Origin of the sequence: Syntrophus sp. (in: bacteria), from assembly GCF_040768185.1 — a bacterium.
GTDB lineage: Bacteria > Desulfobacterota > Syntrophia > Syntrophales > Syntrophaceae > Syntrophus > Syntrophus buswellii.
The window spans coordinates 41,291-52,930 of sequence record NZ_JAXGNC010000015.1 but is presented as its reverse complement, the minus strand read 5'-3'; the positions used below and the strand labels follow the sequence as shown (position 1 = coordinate 52,930).

Sequence of the window (11,640 nt, the reverse complement as noted above, 5' to 3'; positions counted from 1 at the left end):
AGCGACGTTTCGCCGGTAAAACTCCGGTCGCCTCCCGGCTCCCTATGTTTTACCGGCGATCAATAAGAAAGACAGGGGATGACCTGCCCGTCATCCCAAAGTATAAACACTGCTCTGGGTGGTCAAAATTCGATTATCACAGGTGGTCAATTTTCGGTTGTCATTACCAATCTTCGAACAATTTCCTCTTGGGGTGTATGTCCATTTTTTTCAATATGAATGTACGCATCGACCGGATGAACCTGAAATCTTTCATATCAAGCAAGGCTGAAGATCTATCGCTTTCAGGAAGAAGTTGATGAATTTAGCCGGAACGTTTTTTTAAAAATGTTTGGCACCGGAAAGTGTGAGATACATCTACAGAGGATGCACTCTGAGCAATTAAAAAAAGCATCTATTACCATTTGAAATATGGACGATAAGGCATGGAAATTTCTGACCCTTCCTTTATGTCAGGCTGAACAGATGTATTCTATCACCGTCTATCTGGAAATGTAATGCGGCCGCCAAAATAGCCAAGTGCGACAACATTCAGGGCCGTAGTTACTACCAGTACATGATAAAGTCCATGAATCGGCCCTGTAGGATATGAGTCAGTAAAAAAGTATTGGTATCCAAATAGACAAAGGACGCCCAGCATGGAAAATGGAAGAAGAATAGATAAGAGAATCTTTGCCTTGAATTCAAATGAATTTTTACGTTGATAATTATAACGCCAGCTGAGATAGCCTGTCAGAATAGTAAAAGGCATTATAATTGTAGCTACAATCAGATTGAAGACACCAGCCAGCTCCGTGATCCGTAAATCAAATAAGATGCTGACGATTGAAAACAGTGCAGCGGTGACAGAAAGTGCAATAGGGAAATGAGAGGATATGGGATGGGGATGTTTGGAAAGCAATAAGGCAACCCATGCGTGGGGAAGTTCAATCGAAGTCAAAGGACTGGCGACTATCTTTCCTAACAACTTAGCTTTGGACAGTGCATCTATACCGTGCGGAGAAATTTCCATGTCTTTTGTGAGATCCGTTCCGGCCATATGTCTGCCCATGTGAAGTCCATTCTTCCATAACTTACTTTCGGGAGATACTTCGTATACATTACCTCTGTAAGCAAAAAGAATAGGCCGTCCGTTTTTTCCATCGCCCAGTTTAAGTTCTTCGGCAGTATACAGTGTCATCAGCCCTTTCCTTTCTCTCGTCAATTGATGGAACCTGACCAAGAACTCACCCTTGCATAAAAAACGGCCTCACTTCCATTCCAGGCTTCTCGTTGCGAAATGGGACCACTTCCTTTGCTTCTCTTAAAGAAAATTTATCATATTACGCCAAATTTCTGCAGCCATTATAGAGGCCAATTCTACCAAATCTATCAAAAGAAAAAAGTTACTTGCTCAGAAAAATTATCAGGACTATTATAAACGTATATTTTTAATCAGTTTCCCAGGCTAATAATAGAGGCAGTCAATTCCGTAAAAGGAGGGCGCTATGTCACTATTTGGAGTGCAGGTTTCTGTCATGGTTCACGTCCTTTTCGGCGTTTTGGGGATTCTCCTGGCGGTGGCCCTTTTTGTCTACGTCCTGAATGCGAGTGAAAAAAATATCCCCACAATTCGAGGGCTAAGCCTCTGTTTGGCTTTGTCCATGGTCGTTTCTTATGTTATCGGAGGATGGTGGTATATTGTTCACTATGCCCATGATAAGGCCATCATCCTTAATGGACCATGGGAATGGGCACATTCATTTTTCATGGAGTGGAAGGAACATTTCTTCTTCTCCCTGCTCGTTCTGAGTATTCTTCTGCCTGTCATTACCTATCGAAACAATCTCTTAATCCCTGAAAACCGGAGACTTACTCTCATTGTCACTTCACTGATCGTTCTCATTGGCCTTGCCATGGAAGGCGCGGGAGCGGTCATCAGCAGAGGGGTTCTTATGGGCTGTATGGGGAAGGTAGGGCCATGAAAAATACATTGGATAAAGCAACTATCGGGTTTGTTCTTTCTGCCGGCTTTGTAAATATTCTCAATGCCTTCCTGGTGATTTTTAAGGAACTGACACCTTCATTAAAGAAAGCCATGGCTGATGCCACTGGCCACCACTGGATAACCCATGGAATGATCATCCTTGGACTTTTTGTCATATTGGGCTTTGTCTTCTCAGGAACAATCAAGCCAGACTATCGGGTTGCTGAGAAGCTATCCCAGATGATTCTCTTGTCTGTCGTCATTGGGGGCGGCCTGATCACTGCGTTTTATCTACTTCATTGAAGGCAGTTCGCCATTAACCTCTGTGTCTATTGTGTATTGAAATCTACTACATAAGCAAGATGCGTCGGCTCAACGCTTGCAGGAAGAACTTGATGAATTTAGCCGGAATGTTTTTTCATAAAATGTTTGGCACCGGAACGTGTGGGATCTACGAGTCAAAGGAATGAAAATAATTGATGTGGATTGGCGTAATGTCCGATATCCATTGGAGCTCTGCTGTAGGGTAGATAATCAAAGAAGTAAAACGGGGATCACCCAAGTAGGCGCCCCCGCATGGTTGAACATTTCCCCACAAATTCTACCCGATTTTGATCCGGGCATCGCAGACTTCGACGCCTTTTGGGGATGCAAATATCGGGTTCAAGTCCATTTCCCGGATTTCCGGATGTTTTTCCACTAGATGGGAAACTTGCAGGATAAAGTTCTCCACCGCCGCAAGGTCGACCTTTTCTCCTCTGGGATTCTTCAAGATTTTATAACCCTGGAGATCTTCCATGATCTCCTTCGCATCCCGTGCCTCAAGAGGAATGAGCCTGAATGAAACATCCTTGAGGGCTTCAACAAAGATTCCACCCAATCCAAACATGATCACCGGGCCGAATTGTTGGTCCGTCATGGTCCCAACGATCAGTTCGAGCCCCTTGCCAAGCTTCTGGACAATAACGCCCTCCAGCCTTTTCCCAGGATGATTGGAGGTAAAAGTATGAACGATGTCCGTAAAGGCTGTCCTCACATCATCCTCATCCTTGAGAAAGACCTTTATTCCTCCGGTTTCCGTCTTGTGCACAATGTCGGGAGAGGAGACCTTGAGGGCGACGGGAAAACCTATTTGGGAAGCTATCATCACGGCCTCATTTTCATCTTTTGCAAGTACGGTTTTCAGTATGGGAATCCCTTCCTTATCAAGAAAGTCGAAAGCTTCAACACCGAGTAATAATCGTTCCATTGTTAGTTCTCCCTTGCTGACAATAGATTGGCTTTCCAAAGATTGCTCATGGCTTTCGCGGCCCGTTCAGGGGTAGGAAGGATAGCGATACCCTTTTTCCTGTCGAGCCCTTTGATCCCTTCGTCCCAAACACCGGGGGGCGATGTAATAACACTGATTACCGGTTTTTTAAACGCATCGATATTCTGAATATGCTCTGCCATCGCAGAGGCCAGGGAAAGATTCGCCGACGCGTACAAGTTGATGAAAATGGCGCCATCGATGCCTTCATCTTCGAGCACTGCATTGAGGATATCGAACATGGCTTTCGGATTATACCACACAGGGCCCATGTCAACCGGATTGGTGCGGATGACGATGGGTGGAAGGTACTCATTGATCTTTTCCTTCGTTGCCGAAGAGAACGGCGAGAGACTTAATCCATATGCCTCCAGAGCATCTGCTGCTATGATTCCAGGACCTGCCTGGCCGGAAAGAACCGCAATGTGATTTCCCCTGGCGAGAGCACAGGAATCGAGCACTTTTGCCGTGTCAATCAATTCTTCTGCGGACGTAACCTCCAGAATTCCCGCCTGACGAAAAGCGCCTCTCCAAATTTCGTGATTGCCGGCAAGGGAACCGGTGTGAAATTTACTTGCGCTATCTTTTCTTTGGGTAAGGACAATGGTAGGCCTCCTTTGAGTAATCTATGTGAGAAGAATAGCTTCGAATTTTCATTCAGAAGTAATGCTTTGGAAAATACCGTCTTGACACGTTCGACGACTCTGGGATACAAAAAATTTTGGTGATGGAGTTCACCTGTAATGAACCGCCCACCCTAGGGCTGATGACTCCTACGTGGATGAAGTGATCCATCCCACGACAGGAGATTTGAACAGGGAACGATCTATTTATCAAGACAACTCCTGTCGTGGAATAACCGCAGGAGTTTTTTATGGATCGGATGCCCGACGAACGTCCCCGACACATTCATTCCGTGGAGCCTGTCCTCCATTATCTCCGGCAGGTCTGCACCCATTTTCAAATCGCCTCACTAAATCGTCCGCTGGAGGCCGCCGAAAGCCTTCTAGTCCAGAACAGGCCCATCGACGTGGCCATCCTCGGTCAGTTCAAGGCAGGAAAAAGTTCCTTTCTCAACAGTATTCTGGGCAAACCAGTCCTTCCCGTCGGCGCCATCCCGGTCACGACGGCAATTACCCGCTTGCAATACGGGGAAAAGGAGCGGGTACAAGTCCGCCATTTCGACAGGTCCGTTACCGAGGTGGCCCTTGCAGATCTTCCCGATTATACATCGGAAGCGAAAAATCCAAACAATCGGCGAAATGTCGAAGTGGTGGACATCGAACTTCCCTCTCTGATGCCGTATGCCGGTCTCCGACTGGTGGATACCCCGGGTTTGGGAAGTGTTTTCGCCTGCCATAAATCGACTTCGGAAAACTGGCTCCCCGAAGTGGGTGCAGCCCTGATGGCCGTCAGTTCCGACCGGCCCCTCTCGGAAAACGACCTGGAGCTGATTCGGGAGCTGACCCAGTACACCCCCAACATCCTGCTGTTGCTGACCAAGACGGACCTGCTCTCGACGGAGCAGCAGGACGAAGTGATCGCCTTTTTCCACCAGACCCTTCAGCGGGAACTAAATCGGGATTTCCCCCTTTACCTCTATTCCACGCAAGTCGATACGGAACATCATAAGCAGCGAATTGAGCGGGAAATACTACAGAGCCTGTCGAGCAACCGGGACAGCGAATTCCAGCGGATCCTCCGGCACAAGACCAAGTCCCTTCTGCGAAGCATCCTGGGCTACCTGGACATCGCCCTGCAGACGGCTCTTCAGGCCGATTCGGATCGGGAGGGACTGCGGGCCCAGATCCTCAATGAACAGGTCAACGAGGAACTCATGCGGGAGGAGCTTGGACTTATCGCCCGTGAAAACGCACTGCAGACCCGCCCCATGCTCAAGGCCTACCTGGACCGCTTTTACGGACCCCTTGTAGAAAAGACCACAGCCAGACTGGAAAAAGACATCCCCTCCTGGAAGGGGAATCTCTGGCAACTGTCGCGGCACTTTGAAGCGTGGACGTCGGAAGTCATGACGGAAGAAATGTGGAAAATCTCACGATCCGAGTCTCCACATTTTTTTGGAACCCTGAAGAAATCTCACGCGAGTTTTTCCCGTTCCCTGGCCGCTTTCCGGAGGTTCCTTGATGAGAACATCCAGAAGGTGCTGGGCATCCGCCTGGCTGAGGTGGACTGGAGCATCGACGTGGCGGAACCGGAGCATCCCGATATTATCGCCACGAAATCCTTTGACATTCATCTCGATCTGATCTGGTTTCTTATTCCCATGTTTTTATTTCGCAAAGCCTTCGAACGGCACTTTGTCCGGTGCCTTCCGCGGGAGGTGGAGATGAATCTCTCCCGCCTGGCATACCAGTGGGAAAAACGAATCAATGCCGCCATTGATTCCATGAAGGAACAGGCTGTCGGTTACGTGCGGGATGAACTGGCAACCATCGATGCCCTTCTTTCAAAAACAGGAGGCCAGAGCGAGGAAATTCGACGGATCACGGAGGAACTCAAGGAGGCGTCGGAGCGCCTGGAATCTTAGGAGAAAAGGGTGGGACGGCCTTCCATGAAGCCTGCAAGACCCACCAGACACCATTTGCCGAGGCCTTACGGTAAGGCGCCCAGACCTTTCACGCCCTGAAGGACATCCTGGGGAAAAAGGGATATGCCACGAGCGTGGGCGATGAAGGCGGATTTGCCCCAAACCTGAAGAGCAACGAAGAGGCCTGCGAGCTGATTCTTCAGGCCCTTGAAGCGGCTGGTTTCACGCCTGGTCAGGATGTTGCCATTGCCCTGGATCCTGCCGCCAGTTCTTTTTTCGGGGACGGCGCCTATTGCCTGACAAAATCAAACTAGGGGACAAAAAACAGCGAGGAGATGATTGCGATCTATAAAGACTAGATCAAGAAATATCCCATTGTCTCGATTGAAGACGGCCTTGCCGAGAACGACTGGGAGGGTTTCAGCAGGCAAACGGCGGAACAGGGGGATCAGATTCAGATTGTCGGGGACGATATTTTCGTAACCAACACCCAATACATTGCCCGCGGCATTCAGGAGAAAACAGCCAATGCCGTCCTGATCAAGCTCAACCAGATCGGCACCGTAACGGAAACCATCGAAGCGATCAATCTCTGTCGTAAGGCTGGTTGGGCATATGTCGTTTCCCATCGTTCCGGTGAAACGGAAGACGCCATTATTGCCGATTTCACGGTAGCTATGGGAGGCGCACAGATCAAGACCGGTTCCGCCTGCCGCAGCGAACGCATCGCCAAATACAACCGTTTGTTGGAAATTGAAGCCGAGCTGGGCAAAGCGGCTCTCCTTGGAAATCCTTTTCAACGCGGGTTATAAAGGGACCGCTGGTTATGGGATCCACTCATACCGGACGGATCAACAACCTTTTGATTGCCTTGGCAAATCTTCAGCTGAATGCCTAAGAATGGTAATCTATATGCAACAGAAAATATTGGATTACGTGCTGGACCGACGGTGTCACGAGGGGGGGTACTGTTTTTACAAACTGGAGGAACCCAACGGTTCGGACACGTTTTTTGCCTTATCCATCCTGAACGGGCTCGGCGCTCCGCGGGAAGATTCAAAGACGGCGGCGTACCCGCAGAAGATGCAGCATGAAGATGGCTCCTATGACTGGGATAAACGTCGCCGTTGGCGACGTCATCCTGATCGGAGAAGCCCCTGCTGGAAAACAATACCCACGGACACTGCACATCGTTTTTGAGGTTACCGAAATCCACGGTATTCGACGGGTGCAACAGGAAGCCACCTGTTCCCTGGATGTGGCCTGGGTTTCCGTGAAGAAATTACCCGACCTTGCCCTTTATCCCGATGTAGGCAAGCAGCTATATGCCTATTTCACCGCAGAATCACGGCATACCTTGACATTCACAGTGCGAATGCACGGCACGGGGTTACTGGTAGCGGATCCTTAACGGCCCTTCCTTACATCTCTTCATAATAGCGAGCGACTCGATTGATGATCATGATATCTACTCTTGACAAAAACACTCGGGTTTGCATAATGGCGCGCGTTGTTTGATTTCACTTCTATTGAACAGGTGATGGGGTTCACCTTATAACCGCTTTTATTGCTGATGACTCCTGCAAAATTCTTAATAAGGAGTCACTGCATGAAACGATTTATCTCGTCGCGGCATTCTGGTTTTTTGCCGCCGTCTTGTCCACCGTTTTAGCCAACCGCCTGAAAATCTCCATCGCCCTGATGGAAATCATCGTCGGGTCCCTCATCGGTTTCGCGGCTTTTCATCTTGATTGCTTCGACAAACTTGATCTAGAATGCAGACTGGATGAAGTTCTGCACGGGAACCGGTGCCATGTTGCTGACATTTCTCGCCGGGGCGGAATTGAATCCTGACGTCATGAAATCCAAGATCAAGGAAGTGTCCATCATCCCGGATTGATTGGATTCTCCTCCCCTTCATCGGCTGTTTTCTGATTTCATACTACCTCATGGGGTGGGGGTTAGAAGCGAGTTTGCTGTGCGGCATCGCTTTATCGACGACCTCCATGGCTGTCGTCTACGCCGTGATGCTCGAATACGGATTCAATAAAACCGATTTCGGCAAGGGCATCCTGGGAGCCTGCTTCGTCAATGACCTGGTGACAGTCATCGCCCTGGGGTTGATATTTGCGCCTTTTACCTATAGAACGATATTATTCATTGCTGTAACGATCCTGTTGATTTTTACCCTACGCCCGATGACGGATTTCATCGTCAAACGATTCGCCTATAAGACTGCCGCCATTCGAGCCAAGTGGGTTTTATTCATCTTGCTGTCCATGGGGGTCCTGGCTTTGTGGTCTGGCAGCGAACCCGTGCTGCCCGCCTATGTCTTTGGGATGATCTTGGCGAAAACCATGGAAGAAGACGGTCATTTTGTCAGGAGACTCAGGACACTGACGATCGGCTTTCTAACCCCTCTCTATTTTCTTAGAGCCGGCGCCCTGGTATCCATACCGGCGTTGATCGCTATGCCCAGTATCTTTCTGGCGCTTTTCGGAAGCAAAGTTGTTACGAAGATATTTGGCCTGTATCCGGCCATCCATCGTTTCCGGGAGGACACCAAGGAAAAATGGTACTACACGTTGTTGATGTCCACCGGGCTGACATTCGGAACCATCTCCGCTCTGTACGGCTTAACTCACGACATCATCACCAAGGAACAATATTCATTTATCGTCGGGGCAGTCATCGCCAGTGCCGTGATTCCCACTTTAATCGCGAACAGATATTTTCTGCCAAGCCATCTGCTGGAAGCACCGATTCTGGATGATCAGGCGCCAGACGAAAAAGATATTACAAACAAACTGTAAATCTCGATATGTATTCCTTGATAAACTTCTGGTTGATAATCACTTAAGGAGTTGCAAATTTCACTGGAATTCAATCATCCGTTTGGAAAAAGCTGACTCCGACTTTGTATTTGAAGTCTTGCATTCAAACAAGAAAGCAAAAGAGAAAAACAAGGAAGGACTACAGCAAGGCGGGTCTCTAGAAAGACCGGCATGCCAATAGTGCCACTTTCAACCGGTATTCCATCAAATGTCCCGAATATCTGCTGAAACGCTTTGATTTTAGAAATCTTCAGGGCCGGCGCACAAGCCAAAGGGAATGGCTTCGGAAGGAAAGCGATTTTTTGAACGTATGCTTATGCCGGATGCACGAAATTCAGGGCAGGGAAATCTTGGAGGACAGGGGACCATGGGAACCTGAAGGGACGGGTGCACGCTGGTCCGAGCGGAAGCAGCTGCCGGACTGTGATTTGGCGTAGCACTTCATCTGGGAGACCGCCTCGGTCAGCTCCCCATAGTGCGACAGCCCATGGGCGCGGCGATGGGTCACCCCTCCGATGGAGACGGTCATCAGGGGAAAATGCCTTATCTGCCCCTGCCGATCCACGGATTCGATATAACCCCGTCCCCGGTCATCGGGATCATAAAAGGTCGGAATAATCTGATCGAAGGCTTCGACAATGGCTTTCGAAACGGCTTCCGCAAGGCCCACATCCATGATAAAAATGAAATCATCGCCTCCGATATGCCCGATATAGCTGCCCCGGGGCTGCCGGCTTTGAACAATGCTCAGGATGAGACGCCCCATGACGCGGAGGACCTCGTCGCCCCGGCTGAAACCGTACTTGTCGTTGAAGGGCTTGAAGTGATCCAGATCGGCATAGGCCAGGTCAAACTCCTCACCCCGGTCCAGGCGCGACTGGATTTCACGGTTGATGGAGATATTTCCCGGCAGCCGGGTGAGAGGATTGATCTCCAGCAGCCGTTCGGATCGCAGGATGCAGAGTTCAACGCGGTTGAGCACCTCCGCTTCGAGATCCTTTCTGCGGAGATAATCCTCAACGGGCAGGATATCCCAATTCAGGACTGAGTTTGGTTCACCCAGAATCGCAAGAAAGGGAAGCTGTCGGAAAAGAGGTTCAGCCTTGAACGTCCGAAGGACATCCGCCGTCGCCTCATCATTCTCCTGCCATTCGATCAACACCAGATCCGGCACGTTTGTGTAAAGAAAATCCAGGGCCTGCTGAATCCCCTTGAAGAAAACAACGGAATAAGAGGCGCACAGTTCGCGCTCCAGAAGGATGAACGTATCCGGATTTCCGCCGATCAATACGATGGTTTTTCTGCTCACCATCCCAGGTCATCCCCCATTCCCTTCATGGAATCAATGGTTCGCAGAACATCCCGGATATCCTCTTCGCTGAGATTGAGCTGCTCGAAGGCAGCGGGGGAAACCGCCGGAACCAGGGCGTCGCCGGCATAACCGAAGCCCATGCCCCGGGTCAGGATGTCCGCCAGATGGACGATGGCGGTCTCCATGGGGGCGTCCTTTGCCAGGCCGGGCTTGTGATGGAAGGCAATGACATCCGTCAGATGCTTCGGAAACTGCCATTTTTCGGCAAGCCACAGACCCACTGTCGCATGCGATTCCGAAAAATGCTCCTGTTCAGCGTCGTAGACCAGCATCCCTTTCCGTTCCGCCGTCTTCAGGACCATCCCGTAATCCTGGGGAAATTGCAGCAGGAGGATCACCTTGCCGAGGTCATGAAGCAATCCGGCCACGGACACATCCTCCGTGTTCTTCAGCCCCTTCCTGGCCGCGATGGTCCGCGCCGCGGCAGCGCAGCCGATGGAATGCTCCCGGAGGCCGATCATGGTCGTTTCCATGAGATCCAGAACCGTGACCCCCATCAGCAGCCCCTTGATCACATTGAAGCCCAGCAGCGTCACCGCGTGCGTGACGGAGGAAATCCTTCCCGGAAACCCGAAAATGGCGGAATTGACCATTTTCAGGATTCTGCTGGTAAGGACCGGGTCACTGGATATAAAGCTGCTGATTTCGCTGAGCGAAATCTTTGGATTCCCGATGATCACGGCCAGGCGTTTGATCACGTCGGGAACGGTGGGCAGCATTTCGATCTTTTCAATCTTCTGGCGCAATATCCTGATATCCATGAAATGGCCTTATCCCCGGGATTCCGTCAGCAGGTCCTCATGATTGGTAATGCTCGGTGATCTGCTCTTCCACCAGCTTCTTCAACAGTTTCATGTAGGGTTGCTGCTCCACGGGACGGAATCTCGCCTCCAGTTCCTCCATCAATTTTTCCCACGGTTCGGTCAAGGGGGCGCTGCCTTCGACCTGGATGGATTCAACGGCCATGTTTCGAATCCGCTCGATATAGCCGTCCGTCAATTCCGTCCCCTCTCCGAACAGGACCATTCCGTTTTTCATCAGGATCGGCCTGGCCAGGATCATCCCCGGCTCCAGCTTTTCCGAAGGCACTCTGCGCATGAAACTTCCCAGCTCCTTTCGCTTTCCCGGCAGGTTGTCCGCAGGTTGCCGCCTGCGGATTCCTCAGGACAAAACGCGGCCTTTCGGACTGTCCCAGGACGTTTCCTCCAGAAGTTCATCAACCGCTTCCAGCATATCCTGGAAAACAAACGGTTTGTGAAGCGTCCGATGCGCACCCAGCGCCTTGGCCAGGTTGAGAAAGGCCCTCGGACCGGCGCGGTGTCCGCCGGACATGGCGATAATTTTTACCCAGGGGAATCCCTTCCGCAGGGCCATGATGGTTTCTATTCCATCCATTTCCGGCATGATCAGGTCCGTAATGACGAGATCGGCCCCTGTCAGGCGCTGCATTTCCATGGCGGCCCTGCCGTCCGACGCTTCACACACCCCATATCCTTCCTGCTCCAGGACCTCTTTCAAAACGGTCCGGAGTTCATCATCATCTTCTACAATCAATATCTGCGGCATTTTCAACCTCCTGTTCTTTCGAACGCTCCGACATATCCCTGCGGC

12 protein-coding genes, 1 pseudogene and 2 riboswitches are annotated in these 11,640 nt (G+C 50.4%); of the genes and pseudogenes, 6 read left to right on the top strand and 7 right to left on the bottom strand.

Annotated elements, in window-relative coordinates; translation table 11 throughout:
• Positions 1 to 475: 475 nt before the first annotated feature.
• Entirely contained in the window at positions 476 to 1,180 is a 705-nt protein-coding gene (locus tag AB3175_RS12650; protein ID WP_367361307.1) for a hypothetical protein, read from the bottom strand.
• A 307-nt stretch (positions 1,181 to 1,487) separates the two neighbouring features.
• Here AB3175_RS12650 and AB3175_RS12645 point away from each other — a divergent pair, with 307 nt between their 5' ends.
• Entirely contained in the window at positions 1,488 to 1,964 is a 477-nt protein-coding gene (locus AB3175_RS12645) for a hypothetical protein (RefSeq protein WP_367361306.1), read from the top strand.
• A complete protein-coding gene (locus tag AB3175_RS12640; protein WP_367361305.1) occupies positions 1,961 to 2,269 on the top strand; it encodes a hypothetical protein in 309 nt (102 codons plus the stop codon). The genes AB3175_RS12645 and AB3175_RS12640 overlap by 4 nt, the downstream gene beginning before the upstream one ends.
• A 298-nt stretch (positions 2,270 to 2,567) precedes the next feature.
• Here AB3175_RS12640 and AB3175_RS12635 read toward each other — a convergent pair whose 3' ends face one another.
• Positions 2,568 to 3,215, bottom strand: coding sequence for an acetate--CoA ligase family protein (locus AB3175_RS12635; protein WP_367361304.1), 648 nt, complete (start codon positions 3,213 to 3,215; stop codon positions 2,568 to 2,570).
• Positions 3,216 to 3,217: 2 nt separating this feature from the next.
• Complete coding sequence (locus tag AB3175_RS12630; RefSeq protein WP_367361309.1) at positions 3,218 to 3,880, bottom strand: hypothetical protein; 663 nt, start codon at positions 3,878 to 3,880, stop codon at positions 3,218 to 3,220.
• Between the two features lie 109 nt (positions 3,881 to 3,989).
• A riboswitch (Fluoride riboswitch) is annotated at positions 3,990 to 4,058 on the top strand.
• Positions 4,059 to 4,149: 91 nt separating this feature from the next.
• On the opposite strand from AB3175_RS12630, the gene AB3175_RS12625 reads away from it, so the two are divergent.
• The 4 genes and pseudogenes from AB3175_RS12625 to AB3175_RS12610 all read left to right on the top strand — a co-directional run bounded on the left by AB3175_RS12625 (position 4,150) and on the right by AB3175_RS12610 (position 8,636).
• Complete coding sequence (locus tag AB3175_RS12625) at positions 4,150 to 5,823, top strand: dynamin family protein (protein ID WP_367361303.1); 1,674 nt, start codon at positions 4,150 to 4,152, stop codon at positions 5,821 to 5,823.
• Positions 5,824 to 5,876: 53 nt separating this feature from the next.
• Positions 5,877 to 6,635, top strand: a pseudogene (locus tag AB3175_RS12620) (phosphopyruvate hydratase); the annotation flags it as partial.
• A 278-nt stretch (positions 6,636 to 6,913) separates the two neighbouring features.
• Positions 6,914 to 7,234 carry a hypothetical protein gene (locus AB3175_RS12615; RefSeq protein ID WP_367361302.1) on the top strand — a complete coding sequence of 107 codons (321 nt, stop codon included), beginning with the start codon at positions 6,914 to 6,916 and terminating at the stop codon, positions 7,232 to 7,234.
• Between the two features lie 116 nt (positions 7,235 to 7,350).
• A riboswitch (Fluoride riboswitch) is annotated at positions 7,351 to 7,413 on the top strand.
• Between the two features lie 359 nt (positions 7,414 to 7,772).
• Positions 7,773 to 8,636 carry a cation:proton antiporter gene (locus AB3175_RS12610; protein WP_367361301.1) on the top strand — a complete coding sequence of 288 codons (864 nt, stop codon included), beginning with the start codon at positions 7,773 to 7,775 and terminating at the stop codon, positions 8,634 to 8,636.
• A gap of 355 nt (positions 8,637 to 8,991) precedes the next feature.
• Here AB3175_RS12610 and AB3175_RS12605 read toward each other — a convergent pair whose 3' ends face one another.
• The 4 genes from AB3175_RS12605 to AB3175_RS12590 form a co-directional block, all read right to left on the bottom strand.
• A complete protein-coding gene (locus AB3175_RS12605; RefSeq protein ID WP_367361300.1) occupies positions 8,992 to 9,969 on the bottom strand; it encodes a diguanylate cyclase in 978 nt (325 codons plus the stop codon).
• On the bottom strand, positions 9,963 to 10,790 hold the full coding sequence (locus AB3175_RS12600; RefSeq protein WP_367361299.1) for an HDOD domain-containing protein: 828 nt from the start codon (positions 10,788 to 10,790) through the stop codon (positions 9,963 to 9,965). Before AB3175_RS12600 ends, AB3175_RS12605 begins: the two co-directional genes overlap by 7 nt.
• A 37-nt stretch (positions 10,791 to 10,827) precedes the next feature.
• The gene (locus tag AB3175_RS12595; RefSeq protein WP_367361298.1) at positions 10,828 to 11,127 is read right to left on the bottom strand and encodes a hypothetical protein; all 300 of its coding nucleotides are present in this window, start codon (positions 11,125 to 11,127) and stop codon (positions 10,828 to 10,830) included.
• Between the two features lie 63 nt (positions 11,128 to 11,190).
• The gene (locus tag AB3175_RS12590) at positions 11,191 to 11,595 is read right to left on the bottom strand and encodes a response regulator (protein WP_367361297.1); all 405 of its coding nucleotides are present in this window, start codon (positions 11,593 to 11,595) and stop codon (positions 11,191 to 11,193) included.
• Between the last annotated feature and the right edge of the window lie 45 nt (positions 11,596 to 11,640).